Genomic DNA, 18,130 nt, shown 5'->3' on the forward strand with positions numbered 1-18,130 from the left:
TAATTCTTGATTTATTTGCAAAATAATACTGTTTTGTTGTAAATTTTTATTGATAAATTTTTGCTTAGTAGGTATTATTGAACATGACATTAATTATATTTTGCAGGAGGCTTTGCTAAAAATACTATGTGTGAAAAAAGTAAGCGGTGTACCGCTGATTTACTGGTAGAATGTCTGGAAGAAGAAGGCGTAAAATATATTTTCGGTATTCCGGGTGAAGAAAATCTGGCTATTATGCGTGCGCTTGAAAATTCTAAGATACAGTTTATCACTGTCCGTCATGAACAAGGCGCTGCCTTTATGGCCGACGTTTATGGAAGACTTACGGGAAAGGCCGGTGTATGCCTTGCTACATTGGGGCCGGGTGCAACGAATCTCGTAACAGGTGTTGCCGATGCCGATAGTGACGGAGCCCCGCTTGTTGCAATAACGGGGCAGGTAGGTACTGAACGGATGCACATTACCTCACACCAATTTCTTGACTTAGTGAAGATGTTTGAACCGATAACCCGACGTACAAAAATGGTGGTACGCCCCGACACGGTGAATGAAATAGTTCGTCTGGCCTTTAAATATGCGGAACGCGAAAAGCCGGGCGCATGTCATATAGATCTGCCGGTTAATATTGGCATGATGTCTATAGATAATTCGGAACGTCCGCTGCAAAAACAATATCCGATAAAAGAATATGCTTCTGTTCATACGCTTGACGAAGCAGCAGAAATGATTTCCTATGCTAAAAGTCCGGTTATTCTCGCCGGCAGCGGAGTTATTCGCTCTCATGCGGCAAAGGAATTGACGGCGTTTGCGGAAAAACTGAAAATACCGGTAATAAATACTATGATGGCAAAAGGGGCCATTCCTTTTGATAACAAGTATGCAATGTGGACAATAGGCATTCCTTTTTCTGATTATCAAAATAAATTATTGGAAAGAGCCAGCTTGGTAATAGCCGTCGGTTACGATATTATTGAATATGCACCGTCAAAATGGAATAAGCGCGGTGATGTGGATATAATTCATATAGATGCGGCTTCCGCCGATATCAATAAGTTGTATCAGGCCAATATAGAAGTAGTCGGTGATATACCCGACTCATTAAAACGTATAATGCAGAGGACTGCACGCCTTCAGGAACCCAAGGAAGCCTTGGCAATGCGTGAAAAAATGGTTGCAGAACACGAGAGCTACGCTGCTGATAAAGCTTTTCCTATGAAGCCGCAGCGCATACTCAACGATGTACGAAAAATCATGGGACCTGATGATATCGTTATTTCAGACGTAGGGGCGAATAAAGTCTGGATAGCTCGTCATTACAACTGCTATAAACCGAATACCTGTATTATTTCCAATGGATTTGCTACGATGGGCATAGCCGTGCCGGGAGCTATAGCTGCAAAACTCGTCAATCCTGATAAAAAAATATTGGCAATAACCGGTGACGGCGGTTTTATGATGAATTGTCAAGAGTTTGAAACGGCTATACGTCTTGGCACAAATTTTGTGACGCTGATATTCAACGACTGCAGCTATGGTCTCATAAAGTGGAAACAGGAAGATCATTATAAACATAGTTATGGTGTTGATTTTACAAATCCTGATTTTGTAAAATTTGCTGAGAGCATGCATGCCGCAGGTTTTCGCATCAAAAAGGCTGAAGAGCTTATTCCGACACTGGAAAAAGCTTTCAGCCTGGATGTACCGGCTATCATTGACTGCCAGGTCGATTATAGTGAAAACATGAAGCTGACAGAACATTTGCAGCAGCTTATGCAGGGAATTTAATAGGAGGCAGGCCTGGTTTTCCATCAGGCCTGTTTCTCAATCTAGCAGAGAATAACAAAATATTCTGCTCAGTGGCTGTATACAGCCGAGATGCAGGTCAGAAAATCGTAAGAAAAATAATTTAAGGTAAAAGTGCTTAAAAAAGAAAAACCTTGCTGTGAAAGCAAGGCCCTGCCAGTGCAGTGTTTAAGAGGAAGTAAAACTCTATGAGCAATCCCCAGTGTATTAGCTGAAGATACAAAGGGGCTGAAACCAAAATAAAAACCCTCTTCTGAGCGAACGCAAAGAAGAGGGTAAACTATACCAAATTTATTTATGCTATAATCTAATCTCCTGCCCATCGCTCGCGGGTACTATACAGTTATGTATAACGGTGACTGTCAATCAGGTAGTTCTCCTGGCTTCACATCATTGCTTCGCCGCTCCTTCTCAGAATAAAATTCCAATGGATAGATTGCGGGGTTGCTCCGTGTTACAGTGGCGGGACCGCACCGGACTATCAAATACAATTACCGGTTTCCCTATTAAGTCATTTCTGACGCCTGATTCTCTTTTATTCAATTGCATATATAATATCACCTGATAAATTTAATGTCAACCTTGCAATAATTTTTGATAAAGGGTATATTAGATACATCATGCCGCCGCAGATGTTGGTGAAAGGAAGAAAAATATGCCACAGGTATATACTGAACAGAATTTTGAAAAAGAAGTTTTGCAGTCGCCGATACCGGTGCTGGTGCATTTTGGCGCTGAATGGTGTGTGCCGTGCCAGCAATTTGCCCCTATAATAGATGAAATGGAAGAAAATGCATCAGGTGAATATAAAGTAGGAAGTGTCAACGTGGACAGATCACGTGAACTGATAGAAAAATACAATGTAACAATGATCCCCACCATTATTATATTTAAAAATGGCCGATCTGCCGCTCAAATAACAGGAGCCGTTTCAAGGGAGAATTTATGTCATATGATGCTGAATGACTGATTTTCCAGAAAATTTAAGGTGTAAACAAAAGCAATTTACGCAGATAATATATTATTTTCAACATTCTTTGGAATAAAGTGGGATGCCCGAATAGATAACTCTATTGCTTAAGAAATAGGGTTTTATTTTATTTCTTGCGAGACATTAAAATTTAAATATAAAGGGGTGCAGCTGCTATGAAAATAATCGATGCACATATGCATTTTTCATCCGTAGGAAACTTTGCTGAAACTGCTGCCAACATAAACTGCAAATGTGATATCCCTACGTTAAAAAGGGAGTTCGACAAATGCGGAGTGGTTCTGGGTGTGGGCATGGGAGTCGATTCGTCCGATATAGTGGACGGCAGCATCAATCCGCAAATTATAACACATGGACTTGAGCAATTTCCTCCTTTTATGGCGCAATGCCTTGGCATAGCACCGGATATGATAACTGCTGAGAACCGTGAACAAACATTGGCTGCTTATGAAAAACTGTTGCAGGAGCCGACAAGTCTTGGCTTTAAAATTTATGCGGGCTATCAGCATTATTATGTCGACGATGCAGTCTACCATCCATTTTTCAGACTGGCGGAAAAATACAACGTACCCGTTGTAATTCATACAGGTGATACTGCCAGCAGCCATGGCAAGCTTAAATATTCACACCCGCTGACTGTGGATGAAGCTGCTGTCGATTTCCCCAACGTCCATTTTGTCATGGCACATTGCGGCAACCCCTGGATAATTGATGCCGCTGAAGTAGCTATGAAAAATCCAAATGTTTATATTGACTTATCCGGGCTGGCAGAAGGGCTTATCAATGCAGAAATCTTTTTGTCTGAGGGAGCCGGGTATATAGAGCATTTGAAGACATGGCTGGGCTATATGAATCATTATGATAAACTTATGTATGGATCAGACTGGCCGCTTGTTGATATGAAAAATTATATTGAGGTAATAAAAGCCGTTATTCCTGAGAAATATCACCGGGCTGTGTTTTATGATAATGCCGTGCGGATTTTTACCAAACTGCAAAATTGTTTGTCGAGGCAAAATGATTGACTGTCTTGTATTGGCAATGACCTTATTGGTGGTTTATATGCTATGGATACTATATAAAAGAATTGCATCAGCAAAAATATTGTGGTAAAATAGTTGAGTATCCCGCGGGCATAGTTTATTGGTAGAATGGCTGCTTCCCAAGCAGCAGAGGGCGGTTCGATTCCGCTTGCCCGCTCCAGAATAGAGTTGTTAGAGTTGCTTTTTTAGGCAGCTCTTTTTATTTTGCATAAATGCTTTTGTTGTTCAGGCGGCTCCCTTTCATTTTCCCGTTTAGCAGAGCTTTGAGGGAAAATACAGGGAGACATTAGGCAATTTCCTTTTTATGTGCAGGAAAATACTGCCAAAGGAGATATTTGAACAGCCGGCAATTATATGATAATATAATTGTAAATTCACCTGTGCGGCTATTTGCATAGGCCGATAAATAAAATGATATTGTAAGAGTATTATGATACAGTGGATAATTTTTATGATACAGTGATTAATGTGACTGTATACAAGAGGAGAAATAGTATGAAAATAGTTTTATCACCTTCAATTTTATCGGCTGACTTTTCCTGTCTGGCCGATGATGTGCAAAGATTGGAAAACAGCGGCATCATGGATATACATCTTGATATTATGGATGGTCATTTTGTAAAGAATATCACGTTTGGCGTGGGGACGATCAAATCTCTCCGACCGCATACAAAGGCAAATTTTGACGCACATTTGATGGTGACTGACCCCGATGAGCTTTTGGCTGGACTTGCTGACGCCGGCGTCAACACGGTTACGGTCCATAAGGAAGCATGCGTTCACTTGTATCATACTTTGGAAACTATTAAAACTTTGGGAATGGACGGCGGTGTGGTCCTGAATCCTGCCACCGATTATGAATCCTTAAAATATGTAGCGCAGGATGGCCTGCTTAAGAAGGTTTTGATTATGTCAGTTGAGCCTGGATTTGGCGGACAGTCATATCTGCCGATGAGTACAAGAAAAATCGCGGATCTGGTAAAATGGCGGGAAGAAAATAACTTTGAATTTATCATACAAGTTGATGGCGGCGTAAATATCAATAATATAAAAACTATTATTGATGCCGGAGCAACAGATATTGTTATTGGATCTGCCATGTTCAAAGACCGCCAGATCGAAAAAAATGTGGAAGCTTTCCGCAAGGCCGCCGATTTACGCTGAAAAAATCAAATCAAAACCATACCCAAGGCAGGGTATGGTTTTTTTTATAAGCATATGATGCAAAGCTATAAAATAGCATATGAAAATAGTATTAATTAATAAAAATAATGGCATCATTATAGTGATAAATAAATATTGCCTGATATATGCGGAAAAAATTTTCTACATGTGTCGAAAATTTCCGTATTTCAGGGAAACTTTTCCATCTATGACAAGAAAGAAAAATTTGCTAGAATAAAATCAAGCTAGGGAGTGACAAAAATGGTCAAGCTGAAAAAGCGCAGCAAAAGAATTTTTGAACTGTTAAAGAATTATCCTAATGGGATCACAGGCGAACAGATGGCAAACCAGCTGGGGGTTTCGTCAAGAACCATCAGATCAGATATAAAATTCTTGCAGGAACTGCTTGAACAGCATAATGTTAACATCATCGCAGTTCCAAATAAAGGATATAGTCTTAAAGATACTGCAAATTTGGGGCAGCTTGAGGATGAATTGTCAAGAGAAGATAATATTAATTTTGAAACTTCAGAAGAAAGAGTAAATTATATAATAGTTAAATTATTAGAAAATACTTTTTCGGGAAATTCCATTACACAAATGGAACTGGCTGATGAATTATTTGTCAGTATATCCACCTTGAAAGCTCACTTAAATGATGTAAAGAAAATATTCAGTAAGTATGACTTGAAAATTGTCCAGTATAAAGGAAAGGGAATGATTATTGCCGGTGAGGAAATCAAAGTCCGCTACTGCATGTCTGAAATAATAAATAAACATAATTTTGAGCTGTTCTATCAAAAAATATTGCCGGATGCAAATATGGCGGAGCTGGATAAGATAATCAGAAAAATTTTAAATCAGAAAAAGTTGCAATTAGCCGACGATGCAAAAGAAAATCTTTGTATACACACTGCCATTGCGGTACAGCGCTCCAAATATAATAAGACTGTATTATATTCGGCCAGTTTGGCGCAAAAGATAGGAAGCACCTTTGAATATGATGTTGCCAAGGATATAGTGGATGAAATTTACGCACAAAATGGCATAGATTTATCATATGCGGAAATTTATTATATTGCGCAGTGCCTTCTGGCCAGTAAGAAAATCTTTGATGCAGGTGAATCAACGGATAAGGCGCATGTTAAAAAACTGGTAGATATTATTCTGCAGGAAATCCATGACAAAATGGCAATTGATTTCACGGAAGATGAATATTTGCGAGACGGTTTGACATTGCATTTGAATATCGCCCTGACACGGATAGAGTTCCATATGATCATACGCAATGAACTTCTGGATACTATCAAAAATGATTATCCTCTCGCTTTTCAGATGGGAGTAATAGCAGGAAAAGTCGTTGAGGAATATGACAACATAAAAATAAATGAAAATGAAATAGGTTATATAGCGCTGCATTTTGGGGCAGCGATAAGCCGTACCGGCATTAAGGAAAACAGAAAAGTAAAAAATGTCGTGATAGTTTGTTCGGCAGGGCTGGGGATGTCTGTATTGCTCAAAGCGAAAATAGAAGAACATTTCCATAATAGATTAAACATAATGAAAATCATACCGGGATATGAAGTTGACGGTTCCATAATGGATAATACCGATTTTGTATTCACTACGGTGCCGCTGAAGGAAATACATTCTGATAAAGTGATAATGATCAATCATATGCTCAAAAAGGAAGATATCACGAAAATAGAGCAAAAAGTTTTTCAAAAAGATAAAATGGATAAAACAGAAATAGAAAAATTCTTTTCCTCAGAAAATTTCTATGTAAATAAAAGCTTTACAGAAAAAAATGAATGCATCAATTTTTTGACGGATCAGGCAATTCAAAAGGGTTTGATGACTGCTAAAATAAAAGAATTGATTTTTGAGAGAGAAGAAATGGCATCTACCTCGATAGGTGATTTGGCAGCTATTCCGCATCCTATGTACAACGAAAATAATAATTCATTTATATCGGTGCTCATATTAAATAAACCTATCATGTGGGATGATCTTCCGGTGCAGGTGGTATTTCTGCTCAATATAGGAAAGAATAAGGCAAGTCTTTGGGAAACAATGTTCTTAAAATTATACAATTATATAAAATTGAAGAGCGGCATAAATTCTATGCTGAAAAATAAGTCATATGATGTCTTTCTGGAAGAGTTTATAGACATGTTCTAATCTTATGACAATAGGGGGATAAATTGATTATGAGCGCAATATCATTGGATGAAAACTTAGTTTTACTGAATCTTGAAGGGAAGGATAAGTTTGATGTCATTGCGAAGATGGCCGGGAATATGCAGAAACTGGATTATGTAAAGGAATCTTATAAGGCTGCTGTTGGTGCCCGCGAGAAAATATTTGCAACAGGTCTGCCGACCTCTTCTTACGGGGTGGCTATTCCTCACACTGACATTGAACATGTAAATGCACCAGCTATCTGCGTTGCTTCTCTTGCCAAGCCGGTTGACTTTGTGATCATGGGAGAAGAATGTGAGACAGTGCCGGTAAAGATAGTTTTTATGTTAGCCATGAAAGAACAACATGCGCAACTTGAAATATTGCAAAAGCTTATGAAAATACTGCAGGAGGACGGTGCACTGGAGGAGATAGCAAAAGCACAAAAACCAGTTGATATTAAAGAATTTGTATGTAAAAAATTAGGTTTGTAAGGAGAGATTATCGTGAAAAATGGCAAAAAATTAGTTTTGGTGGCATGCGGCACAGGGATCGCTACATCAACAGTAGTGAATGAAGCTGTAAGTAAATTGGCAAAGAAAAATAATATACCTGTTGAAATTATTCAATGCAAGATCATGGAGGTGCCGGGGTACTCTGACGGAGCAGATTTATTAGTAACAACAACAGTAATAGATAAATCAAAATATGCTTTTCCGGTAATAAGCGCCAGAGCATTTTTGACAGGAATAGGTTTGGATAAAGTAGAGGATCAGATTTTAGCAGAATTACAGAAATAACAAAATATGCGAAAAAGTTATGGGAAGTATTTACGATCACTGATCTACTTTTTTAGAAGAATAGAAAAAATAACGGATACCGCTTCTCATAATTATTTCGATTTGGATGATGAACAATTTTTAGCTAACATAAAATTCAAAAAATACAAATAAAATAAAATTTTAAGGAGGATATATACATGGATAACTTAATTCCAATGTTCCAATCTTTTCTGGGGTTGGGCGCAACTGTAATTTTACCGGTATTTATCTTTATTTTAGGCTTGATTTTCGGCTGCGGTCCTGCTAAGGCATTTCGTTCCGGGCTTACCATCGGTGTGGGTTTTACGGGAGTTTTTCTGGTAGTTGGCCTGCTTACTGAAAATTTGGGACCTGCGGCACATGCCATGGTAGAAAATTTCGGTATACATCTTAATGTAATTGATGTTGGCTGGCCGGCAGCGGCAAGCATAGCATGGGCTTCTCCTGTTTCGGCGCTCGTTTTGCCGGTATGTCTCATTGTTAACGCTATTATGCTTTTTACTAAAACAACAAAAACAATGGATGTCGATATCTGGAACTACTGGCATTTTGCCTTCTGCGGTGCATTCGTTTATACGTGGACAGGCAGTCTGGTGCAGGCCATGATAGCTGCTATCTTGTTTGAAATAGTAGTTTTGAAAATAGCGGACTGGACAGCACCATATATGGAAAACTATTTTGAATTGGAAGGTATTTCTGTTCCTACAGGCTCCACTTGTTCATATGCTCCCATAGGTATACCTCTCATTTGGCTTATCCAAAAAATTCCTGTAATAAAGGATTTAAAAGCAGATCCTGATTATATACAGCAAAAATTTGGCATTTTCGGTGAACCAATTTTTATGGGCTTGGTTTTAGGCTGCATATTAGGTGCCTTGGCCGGTTATACTCCCGGCAACATCGTAAAAGTAGGTGTGGCAATGGCAGGGGTAATGGTTCTTATGCCGCGTATGGTCAAACTTTTGATGGAAGGGCTTATTCCTATATCTGAAGCTGCACGGGAATTTCTGAAGAAGAGATTTGGCGAAGGCCACAATATTTATATAGGTCTTGATGCAGCTGTTACTACAGGGCATCCGGCAGTTATTGCCACAGCGCTTATACTCGTTCCAATCACTGTATTTCTGGCAGTTATTATTCCGGGAAATAATGTTTTGCCGTTCGGCGATTTGGCTACCATTCCGTTTATAGTGGCAATGATCGTAGCAGCAGCCAGAGGCAATATAGTTCATTCGGTCATAGCCGGTATCATTGTTATCAGTCTGTCTCTTCTGATGGCGACGGCTGTAGCTCAGTTCCATACACAAATGGCTATTGCGGCACAGTTTAAAATGCCTGAAGGCACAACGATGATTTCCAGTATTGACCAAGGCGGTAATTTGATACATTTCGTTATTTTCAAATTGTTTGCTTTGTTCAACTGAGAAAATTCCGTAACGATTTTCTTAGTCCGACAGTGAAAGAAAATGCGGCGCTGCTGGCAAAAGCGGCAGCGCCGGCATATCTTGCTTATAAAATACATTTATGGGCAAGATATGCCGGAAAATATTAAGGCTATGAAAAGTCTATGGAGGAGATAATAGTATGAAAGCTCTGGTAAAAACACAGCCGGGCGGCGGCCATTTCGAAATTATTGATAAAAAGGAACCCGCAGCAGGTGCAGGACAGGTAAAAATTCGAGTAGAATACGCAGGTGTATGCGGCAGTGATATTCATACTTTCGAAGGACATTACAATTACAATGCTTCTGATTTGACACTGGGCCACGAATTTGCCGGTACGATTGCCGAAGTAGGTGAAGGCGTGACCGAATTCAAAGTAGGTGACCGAGTGACATCGGAAACGACGTTTGTAATTTGCGGCGAATGCAAATACTGCAAAGAAAAACAGTATAATCTCTGCGGTTCGCGCAAAGGGCTCGGGACACAGCAGGACGGTGCATTTGCAAATTATGTGCTCGCACGTGCGGCCAGTGTACATCGGCTGCCTGATAATGTAAGCTGCAGAGATGCTTCTATAACAGAAGCGGCAGCATGCGCATATCATGGAGTCAGTCGTGCGAAAATAAATAAAGGCGATATCGTTTTGGTGCTGGGACCGGGGCCGATCGGACTTTTGGTTGCGCAGATAGTAAAATCATATGGCGGAATCGTTGTAATGACTGGACTTACTAAAGATAAAGAACGCCTTGATGTTGCCAAAGAAAAATTTAGTATGGATTATATTGTCGATGTTCAGACAGAAAGCGCAGAGGAACTGGTTAAAGATCTTACGGACGGATATGGTGCGGATGTTTGCTTCGATTGTACCGGTGCAGTTCCCTCAATGCATTTAGGAATGGATTTGCTGCGTAAACAAGGGCAGTATGTGCAGGTCGGTCTTTTTGCAAAAGATGTGGTGGATGTGGATTTCTCAAAAATTATTCAAAAAGAACTATATGTTACAGGGACAAGAAGCCAAAATACGCATGATTGGGAACCCACATTGGAATTAATGAGCAAGGGTGCCATTAATTCGGCTAAAATGATAACGCACGAGCTTAATATAGATGAATGGGATAAAGCTTACGACTTGATAAAAAGCGGCGAAGCGATCAAAGTTATTTTTAAACCGCTTGCTTGAAATTATTCCAGTCAGACAGAAATTGTAACAGCAGTTAAATGAGGTGTATATTTTGAAATCAACTATAGTGATCGGCAGTGATCATGCCGGGTTTCAGATGAAAAAATTCATCATAAAAAAACTGGAAGAAGCAGAATATGCTGTTGAAGATAAAGGCACCTATGATGAATCATCTGTAGATGCGGGAATCTATGCCGCTGCTGTCGGTGAAGCGGTGGCTGCAGATCCCCAAAAAAGAGGGATACTGATTTGCGGAACGGGAATAGGTATGTCGATGATGGCGAATAAAGTAAAAGGCATACGTGCTTCACTTGTTTCAGACCTCTTTTCGGCAGAAATGACAAGGGCTCATAATGACGCAAATGTTTTATGTATGGGCGCAAGAATAATATCAAATTATATGGCTTGGGAATTTGCTCAAAAATGGCTTGCCACGGAACATCTTGGCGGTAAATATGCAAAAAGGGTACAGGCTATGATGGATTATGAGAACCGCCGTTAAGTGATGAGCATGATAAAAACGCCTGTATCCGTATAATATTCGGATCACAGGCGTTTCATATATAATGCTTATGAAAAAATCGGAGGAGGGGGAAGTTGATGGAGATAAATTTACCTATGCCGGCTGTGTCGGCATCAGTTTCCTGCATGGACTTGGGTCATATGCACGCACATATAAAAGCTGTCGAAAACAGTTCGGTTTCTTTTTTTCATTATGATGTGGTAGACGGTAAATTCAATAAGTGCTATATATTGGGGGACTTACTCTGCCAGTATATAAAAAATAACACAAAATTGCCTGTTGAAGTCCATCTGGCAGTATATGATATAGAACCATATATAGAAGTTTTTGCGGATAAAGGCGCAGACTATATAGCAGTACACTATGAAGCCATGAAAAAACCGCATGAGATTTTTGCAAAAATAAGGGCGAGGGGCATGCAGCCTGTGCTGGCATATAAGGCTGATACAGCACCAAAAGAGGATTTTTCTGAATTGGCCGGACAATGTGCATGGGTGCTTAAACTAACGGTAAATCCAGGCTTTTCCGGACAGAAAATAAAACAAGAATCAATTGAGCATATAAAGACTATGCATGACATGTTAAAAAATGCCGGCTTGGATACACGTATTCAAGCTGACGGAAATGTTAATAAAGAAACAATAAAAATGTTGGCGCAGGCGGGGGCAACGATATTCACCGGAGGCACTTCAGGTTTATTTTTGAAGGAAGGCAGCATCCAGCAGAATATAGAAAAATTGCTCGCCCCTATACAGCTTGAAACGATGCAGGGGTGAGACCGGTAAAAGTAATATACGGGAATGTAATAATGTCTGTCAGAAAAAATATTTTTAAAATATAAAGATGAGGGAAATTATGAAAGCATTATGCCTGTATGGAGTTCGTGATATCAGATTTGAAAATGTTGACGAGCCGCAGATTAAAAATGACTGCGATGTAAAAATAAAAGTAAAAGCCGTAGGAATATGCGGTTCGGATATTCATCGCTATTCACAACTGGGCCCGTATGTTAAAGGGATGGTATGGGGCCATGAATTTTCCGGACAAATAACAGAGGTAGGCAGGGCTGTTACAAAATATACAAAGGGTCAAAAAGTTACGGCATGTCCTGCTTTATGCTGCGAAAAATGCGATCCGTGCAAAAAAGGCAGGTATGCGCAGTGCGAGGAATTATCTGTTATCGGAGCATACAGGCAGGGTGCCTTTGCGGAATATATAGTCCTGCCGGAGAATAATGTAGTCGCGCTGCCTGACACTGTCGATTATGCGGAGGCGGCACTTATAGAACCGTCATGTGTTGCCCTGCATGGCATTTATAATGCAGGAGGAATACAGCCGGGAAGTACAGCAGCTGTTTTGGGCTGCGGGACAGTTGGTACTATGGCAGTGCAATGGGCAGCCATATCCGGGGCTGAGAAAATAATTGCCATTGATGTAAATCAAAACAGATTGCAGACTGCCCTGAAAGTGGGAGCGGACATTATTATCAATACTGCGGGGAAAGATCCCTATGATGCCGTTTGCGAAATGACAGGAGGAAAAGGTGTCGACTTTGCTGTCGAGGCAGCAGGGACGGCTGAAACCTCCGCGCAAGTACTCGCACTGCCGGGAAAAGGCGGAGCAGTAATCTATATGGGCATACCATATAGTGATGTGCTGATAAACCGTTTTCACTTCGAAAGAATAGTGCGCAATGAACTTTCTGTGTATGGCACATGGAATGCGATATCGGGACCGTTCCCGGGCAGGGAATGGGAAACGTGCGTGCATTTCTTGGGGAAAGGGATTTTAAAGACGGCCCCTTTGATAAGCAGGAACGTTCCCTTATCAGAAGGACCGGAAGTTTTTGCAGCGGCTGCGGATAAGTATACTGACGGGAAGATTGTATTCCGTCCTTAAAACCGCCGGAAAAATACACAAAATTTGGCGAAGGTCTGTTTATGGATTTTATTATGTGAGGAGTATGAATATGGTAAATTGGAATGAACATTTGAATAAAAAAATAAGTTGTGCATGCGGGCGCGATCATGAGTGTGATATAGCCCATGTGGAAATAGGACAGGATGTCATAGAAAAATTAGCTGGATATGTCGGGGAAAAACAGTATAAAAGCATATGCATAGTAGCTGATAAAAATACGATCAAAGTCGCAGGGGAAAAGGTATATAAAGCACTGAAAAACGCCAAGGCGGATTATTCGGAATTCATTTTTCAGGATGATGAATTAGTCCCCAATGAGCTTAATATTGGAAGAATATTTACACATATACCATATGACTGTGATTTTATAATAGCCGTTGGTTCAGGCGTTATCAATGATTTGATACGGTTTGTGTCACAAAAACTGAAATGTCCGTATGTTATCGTAGCTACAGCACCTTCAATGGACGGTTACGCATCTGCCGTATCTCCGCTGATCGTAGATGATATGAAAGTGACCTATGAAAAACTTGGGTTCCCCTGGGCTGTCATAGGTGATGTCGATATCTTGAAAAATGCACCCGAACATATGATAACAGCGGGAACAGGTGATGTTTTCGGTAAGTATGTATGTCTTGTTGAATGGAAGCTGGCTCATATCGTAAATGATGAATATTATTGCCCAAGCATTGTGGATATCATGTATAATGCTGTAAATAAAACAGCAGAAGCTGCGGATAACGGGATAGCGCAAAGAGATAAGGATGCCATTATTTCAGTAATGGAAGGGCTGGTATGGGCAGGAACCGGAATAAGCTACTGCGGCAATTCCCGTCCCGCTTCAGGCTGCGAACATCAAATAGCACATTTTTGGGAAATGATGTTTCTGCAGCAAGGCCATCATGAACTTCTGCATGGAACGCTTGTAGGGATAGCAACTGTCGCTGCCTTGCATATATATAAAGAAGCATTGGCAATATTGGAGAAAGAAACGGATTTTGTTAAAAAATCTTTTGATAAAGCTGCATGGGAATCCAAAATCAAAGAAGTTTACGGGCCTGCTGCCAACGGAGTATTGAAGCTGGAAAATGAAGTCGGCAAAAACTGCGATGATAAATCCGCGCAGCGCATGAAAAGCGTTCTTGCACACAAAGCAGAAATTATAGATTTGATAAAAACTCTGCCGGATGTGGATGTAATGATAAATCGCATGAAAAAGATTCATGAACCATATTTGCCGCAGCATGTGGGAATATCACATGAATTGCTTAGAAATGCCTTGATCTATGCAAAGGAACTGCGTAATCGATACGGGGTTCTCCAGTTATTATTTGACTGCGGAAAATTGGAAGTGGTAGCCGATAAGGTTTGTGCACAACTGGAAGAATTAAATTGATTATGATAAATTAATAATTATCGCAAAACAAAAACTGCTGATGGGGATTATCAGCAGTTTTTGTTTTGCGTATTTACTTTGGGAAAGCAGCCGACAGCACTTTGCTTATGCCTTTTGCCACACCGTCGTTATTACAATCATCAGTGATGAAGGAAGCGGCTTTTTTTGCTGCAGGGATAGCATTTGCCGTCGCTATGGATATACCGGCGTATTCCAGCATGGCAATATCATTGTCTCCGTCGCCGAATACGAGAATATCTTCCTTTGCTATACCGAGGTAATCTGCAAGATATTTTAAGCCGACAGCCTTGTTAATATCAGGAGGCGTTACATCAATAGTATAGCCGGTATTTTGCTGTAATTTCACAGCGCCGGAAAAATATTCCTGCAAATGCTGGATTATGTATGCGGGAAGTCTGTCTGTGCTGCTTCTTAAAACTATTTGAGTGACATTTTTGGTGTAAGCTTTATAATTATTGCCTACCTCAATAAGATCAAAATTTTTCACAGTATGGTAACCGGAAAACATATCCCAGGAAAAATATGGAGCAAATCGATTTTTTCCTATATACCAGCTGCAATAAATGTTATTTTTAATAAGAAAGGCCAATATTTCAGCCGCGGCATCATCATCAATGTATTTTTCATATATTTTTTCATCGGTATCAATACTGCGTATCATGGCACCATTACAGGATATTACAGGAACCTGAGCGCCGATTTCTCTGCCAAAAAAGGCAGCGGCAAGATGCATCCGCCCGGTAGCGATAGAAGCCGCAATACCATTTTTGCGGGCAATATGAAAGGCCTCTATGTTGGCTCTGCTTACTAATTTTTCTTCATTTAACAATGTTCCGTCCAGATCGGTGACAATAAGTTTTATAGGCATAATAAGATTTCATCCCTTTTTATTTTTCAAAAATGTATATACTCAATGCAGCTGTACAAGACTGTAGATTTTAATATTAACCGCTGGGGTTATTATAACGTATTTAATTGGCAAAATAAATAGGGCAAACAATTGCTATGATACAGTAAATAATATAATATATACTATGTATATCGATAAATAAAGGAAACAGAGGCCGACCGATGATGCCGCTGTTTTGGTATGAGACTATTATGAATAACGGATGGGTAATTATGAAAAAAATTCTAACGATTGCTGGTTCTGATTGCAGCGGCGGAGCAGGGATACAGGCTGACATAAAAACAATAACGGCACACAGAATGTATGCTATGAGTGTCATAACGGCATTGACTGCCCAGAATACTACAGGCGTAAGTAAAATAATGGAAGCAGAAAAAGATTTTGTGGCAGCACAGCTGGACGCCGTATTTTCAGATATTCCTCCTGATGCGGTAAAAATAGGAATGGTAGCTAATGCGGATATTATAAAAATCATTGCGGCAAAACTGAGTGAATATAATGCAAAAAATATAGTGGTAGATCCTGTCATGGTAGCTACTTCCGGCAGCAGCCTTTTGGAAAAGGATGCGGTGGAGGCGTTAAAACAGGAACTTTTGCCAATGGCCGATGTTATAACTCCTAATATATTTGAGACCGGTATATTGTGCGGTATCGTTCCCCGGTCCGAGGAAGAAATGGAGCAGGCCGCAAAGAAAATTTTTGCGGAAATTTATAAAAATTGTGACCGCGAAGCCGCAGTATTGATAAAGGGCGGGCATTTGACAGATGATGCCGCTGATGTATTAAGAGACCAGACAGTTACGTATGTTTATAATGGAACAAAAATCAATACTGCCAATACGCACGGAACGGGATGCACGCTCTCCTCGGCTATAGCCTGCAATATGGCAAATGGGTTCAATATATATGAAAGTGTAAAATATGCAAAAAAATATATCAATTTACTGTTGAACGCAGGACTGGATCTGGGAAAGGGAAACGGCCCATTAAATCATATGGCAGCCGGTGCGTGGATTTCTAAAGAAATTTTGGATTAAAGAGTTTTTATTGAAGCGGGCGGGAATAACATGATGCTGAAAAATATATTGACAAGCAATAAATATGGTTATATAAGTTCATCTCTTCGGCTGCGTCAAATGCTGTCGGTGCTGCGTAAATATGATGCTGTGCGCGGAATGAATCCCGTACGTATGCGGCTGATCCTCGAAGCGCTGGGTCCTACCTTTGTAAAACTGGGACAGGTTATATCCATGCGGCCTGATTTTCTGCCGGGAGAATACATATATGAGCTGAGCAAGCTGCAGACGCGAGCTAATCCCCTTCCCTTTGAGATCATAAAAGAGGTGATCGAGCAGGAGTATGCGCAGAAATGGAATAATGTTTTTGCGCAGATTGATGAAAAAGCATTGGGATCGGCGTCAATAGCTCAAGTCCATCACGCCGTGCTTAAGACCGGAGAAAAAGTTGTTATAAAGGTACAGCGTCCGGGAATATATGAAATAATGGCGCAGGATATCATGCTGTTGAAAAGAACGGTCGCGTTGCTGCAAATTTTCAGTAAATCACGTGATGTAGTTGATTTTACAGCAGTTCTTGATGAAATGTGGACAATTACCAAACAGGAAATGGATTTTATGATGGAAGCTGATCACATCGACGAATTTCGTCATCTGAACAGCGACGATTCAAACGTTGAATGTCCTCAAGTTTACAGGAAACTGACAACAGCCCGTATCCTTGTTATGGAATATGTGGATGGCATACGTATAGATGAAATAGATAAACTGAAGCAGGCCGGTTATGATGTAGAGGCTTTAGGCCGCAATCTTGGGAAAAATTATATAAAGCAAATAATAAAGGACGGTTATTTTCATGCCGACCCGCATTCCGGCAATGTCTGGGTGCGCGGCGGAAAAATAATATGGCTGGACCTTGGTATGATGGGGCGTCTCTCTCAACAGGAAAGAAATGCTCTGAAAAAAGCTATTTATGCGTTAGTGCATAACGATACATTTGCTATGAAATCAGCTATATTGTCATTAGGTGTGCCTAAGGGGAAAATAGATCATATAAAGCTGTATGAAGATATAGATATATTGATGCTGCGCTACAGTGATCTGCGTTTTGAGGAACTTAATCTCGGCAGGTTATCACATGACATCATAGCTGTCTTACGCCGCCATAATATGGGTATCATACCGGGCCTGAGCATGTTTGCAAGAGGTATTATGACCATTGACGGTATTATGCAGATTACCTGTCCTGATATAAATTTTGTAGATATATTGAAGGATCAGATGCAAAGTGAATTCTCTAAAAATTTTAATTGGCGTAATGAATTGAAAAAGATGCGCCAGGAAGGATATTCGCTGATATACAGATCAATGCAGCTGCCGGAGCAGTTATCCGATATGATCAAAATGACTATGAGCGGGCAGACGAAAGTCAATCTGGACCTGACAGGATCAGAAGAACCATTGAAACGCATAGATAAAATGATCAATAAACTTATAATCGGCATAATAAGTGCGGCACTTTTATTGGGATCGTCGATAATCTGTACTACCAATATGACACCTAAATTTTTGGAGATACCCTTTCTGGGGATTTTGGGATATTTGTCCGCATTGCTTTTATGCGCCCGTTTATTGATAAGCATCTGGCGGCATCGATGATGAAATTATTTGAACAGAACAGGAATAGAGTTCAAAATTGTTTGCGGGCAGAGGAATGAA

The 18,130-nt window shown here is 40.2% G+C and carries 16 protein-coding genes, 1 tRNA gene and 1 riboswitch; of the genes, 16 read left to right on the top strand and 1 reads right to left on the bottom strand.

What is annotated here, in order from left to right; all coding sequences use genetic code 11:
• Positions 1-126: 126 nt before the first annotated feature.
• The 14 genes from I6758_RS05725 (at position 127) to I6758_RS05790 (ending at position 14,464) form a co-directional block, all read left to right on the top strand.
• Positions 127-1,785, top strand: coding sequence for an acetolactate synthase large subunit (locus I6758_RS05725; RefSeq protein ID WP_196604236.1), 1,659 nt, complete (start codon positions 127-129; stop codon positions 1,783-1,785).
• 370 nt (positions 1,786-2,155) lie between these two features.
• A riboswitch (cobalamin riboswitch) is annotated at positions 2,156-2,346 on the bottom strand.
• Positions 2,347-2,458: 112 nt separating this feature from the next.
• Complete coding sequence (locus I6758_RS05730; RefSeq protein ID WP_196604237.1) at positions 2,459-2,773, top strand: thioredoxin family protein; 315 nt, start codon at positions 2,459-2,461, stop codon at positions 2,771-2,773.
• Positions 2,774-2,949: 176 nt separating this feature from the next.
• Positions 2,950-3,819, top strand: a complete 870-nt coding sequence (locus tag I6758_RS05735; RefSeq protein WP_196604238.1) for an amidohydrolase family protein — start codon at positions 2,950-2,952, stop codon at positions 3,817-3,819.
• Positions 3,820-3,923: 104 nt separating this feature from the next.
• Positions 3,924-3,997 (top strand) — tRNA-Gly (locus I6758_RS05740).
• Positions 3,998-4,332: 335 nt separating this feature from the next.
• Positions 4,333-5,001 (top strand): ribulose-phosphate 3-epimerase, encoded by a 669-nt coding sequence (gene rpe / locus I6758_RS05745; protein WP_196604239.1) that lies wholly within the window; start codon positions 4,333-4,335, stop codon positions 4,999-5,001.
• Between the two features lie 261 nt (positions 5,002-5,262).
• Complete coding sequence (locus I6758_RS05750) at positions 5,263-7,182, top strand: BglG family transcription antiterminator (RefSeq protein ID WP_196604240.1); 1,920 nt, start codon at positions 5,263-5,265, stop codon at positions 7,180-7,182.
• Between the two features lie 29 nt (positions 7,183-7,211).
• Positions 7,212-7,676, top strand: a complete 465-nt coding sequence (locus I6758_RS05755; RefSeq protein WP_196604241.1) for a PTS sugar transporter subunit IIA — start codon at positions 7,212-7,214, stop codon at positions 7,674-7,676.
• 12 nt (positions 7,677-7,688) lie between these two features.
• Complete coding sequence (locus tag I6758_RS05760) at positions 7,689-7,982, top strand: PTS sugar transporter subunit IIB (RefSeq protein WP_196604242.1); 294 nt, start codon at positions 7,689-7,691, stop codon at positions 7,980-7,982.
• Between the two features lie 179 nt (positions 7,983-8,161).
• The gene (locus I6758_RS05765) at positions 8,162-9,427 is read left to right on the top strand and encodes a PTS galactitol transporter subunit IIC (protein ID WP_196604243.1); all 1,266 of its coding nucleotides are present in this window, start codon (positions 8,162-8,164) and stop codon (positions 9,425-9,427) included.
• A gap of 160 nt (positions 9,428-9,587) precedes the next feature.
• Positions 9,588-10,625 (top strand): zinc-binding dehydrogenase, encoded by a 1,038-nt coding sequence (locus I6758_RS05770; protein ID WP_196604244.1) that lies wholly within the window; start codon positions 9,588-9,590, stop codon positions 10,623-10,625.
• A 52-nt stretch (positions 10,626-10,677) separates the two neighbouring features.
• Positions 10,678-11,127 carry a ribose 5-phosphate isomerase B gene (rpiB, locus tag I6758_RS05775; protein ID WP_196604245.1) on the top strand — a complete coding sequence of 150 codons (450 nt, stop codon included), beginning with the start codon at positions 10,678-10,680 and terminating at the stop codon, positions 11,125-11,127.
• Positions 11,128-11,225: 98 nt separating this feature from the next.
• A complete protein-coding gene (locus I6758_RS05780) occupies positions 11,226-11,924 on the top strand; it encodes a ribulose-phosphate 3-epimerase (protein ID WP_231038531.1) in 699 nt (232 codons plus the stop codon).
• A 79-nt stretch (positions 11,925-12,003) separates the two neighbouring features.
• Positions 12,004-13,047: a galactitol-1-phosphate 5-dehydrogenase gene (locus I6758_RS05785; RefSeq protein ID WP_196604247.1), complete on the top strand. Its 1,044-nt coding sequence runs from the start codon at positions 12,004-12,006 to the stop codon at positions 13,045-13,047.
• 70 nt (positions 13,048-13,117) lie between these two features.
• Positions 13,118-14,464, top strand: coding sequence for a sn-glycerol-1-phosphate dehydrogenase (locus I6758_RS05790; RefSeq protein WP_196604248.1), 1,347 nt, complete (start codon positions 13,118-13,120; stop codon positions 14,462-14,464).
• 73 nt (positions 14,465-14,537) lie between these two features.
• Here I6758_RS05790 and I6758_RS05795 read toward each other — a convergent pair whose 3' ends face one another.
• A complete protein-coding gene (locus I6758_RS05795; protein ID WP_196604249.1) occupies positions 14,538-15,353 on the bottom strand; it encodes an HAD family hydrolase in 816 nt (271 codons plus the stop codon).
• 254 nt (positions 15,354-15,607) lie between these two features.
• Here I6758_RS05795 and thiD point away from each other — a divergent pair, with 254 nt between their 5' ends.
• On the top strand, positions 15,608-16,432 hold the full coding sequence (gene thiD / locus I6758_RS05800; RefSeq protein ID WP_196604250.1) for a bifunctional hydroxymethylpyrimidine kinase/phosphomethylpyrimidine kinase: 825 nt from the start codon (positions 15,608-15,610) through the stop codon (positions 16,430-16,432).
• Between the two features lie 33 nt (positions 16,433-16,465).
• Positions 16,466-18,070 carry an ABC1 kinase family protein gene (locus I6758_RS05805; protein WP_196604486.1) on the top strand — a complete coding sequence of 535 codons (1,605 nt, stop codon included), beginning with the start codon at positions 16,466-16,468 and terminating at the stop codon, positions 18,068-18,070.
• Positions 18,071-18,130: the final 60 nt, after the last annotated feature.

This window comes from Pectinatus haikarae (assembly GCF_015732185.1).
Classification (GTDB): Bacteria; Bacillota; Negativicutes; order Selenomonadales; family Selenomonadaceae; genus Pectinatus; species Pectinatus haikarae.